The sequence below is a fragment of the Flavobacterium bomense genome (assembly GCF_003970355.1).
Genome location: NZ_RYDJ01000308.1, coordinates 1 through 1,002 on the forward strand (window position 1 = coordinate 1; position 1,002 = coordinate 1,002).

Here is a 1,002-nt window from a genome sequence, read left to right on the forward strand (position 1 = left end):
TTTTTCTGTTCGACCTGAAATTTTCACAGCATTTATTAAATCGACAGTGCTGGGAAAATTTATGATTTCTTCATTTGCTGCTAATTCATCCTGAAGAGTATAAATGTCTTTTATGGGACTCCCACCAATTCTTCTGGAATAAAACAGGTTTCCCTTAGAAAACAAATCGGTCGCTTCAGTAAAAAAGGATCTATTTTCATCAAATTGTTGTTCGAACGGCTCTAGATTAAGAATGGCTTTATCAAATTTTGTTTGACCAAAATCGGGCACTAATATAGCATCTAGCGTAAAGGCGTCATTAATGCCGTATTTAATATCCATTCCAACTTTAAAAGTACTATCCGAGGCAAAATCATCTTTCTGATAATAAGCAGATGAATAAGGAATAAAGAAGAGACGTGTTGGTGTTTTTATGTTCTCGATTCCCTCTAAAATCCCCGCTTGAACAATCACAGCACCTATTTTGGTGTCCACAAAATTCCAAGTATAACTTTGATCTATCGCACCACGTAAAATATCTCGCTTAAAATTGATACCCCAGGTTTGTTTGATCTCTGTTGAAAAACGAAGCGCGGCATATGGGATGTTCATTTCGACTACCCAGCCAAAATCGGTTATTTTTACTTCGCTATCCCAAATCGCATCCCAATTAAAATCTTCACCTCCTTCTGTAGCCAAACAATCCATTTGAACTCCAGCTGCACTTACAAAAAATCGAAAATCTTGTTGTCCGTCATTATTTCCGTTGATTGAAACCGAAAAAACATCAGCAACACCAAACTCATCTCTATTGGTTAATTCACGAGAAATTTTATTGGGTTCGTCATCGTATAAAACGGCCAAAACATAAACTGCATTATTATCATACAGAACTTTAACCTCTGTTTTTTTACTTTCGCTAATTGGCTTGCCGTTATCAGGCTCAAACATTATAAAATCAGTGGCAATTGGCGCTGTTTTCCATATCTCTTCATTTATTTTGCCATCTATAGTAATGTTTTC

General features: G+C 36.0%; 1 protein-coding gene. It reads right to left on the reverse strand.

Annotation, left to right across the window (positions count from 1 at the left end):
- On the reverse strand, positions 1-1,002 hold a 1,002-nt coding region (locus EKL98_RS17510; RefSeq protein ID WP_148104491.1), incomplete at both ends, for a carbohydrate binding family 9 domain-containing protein.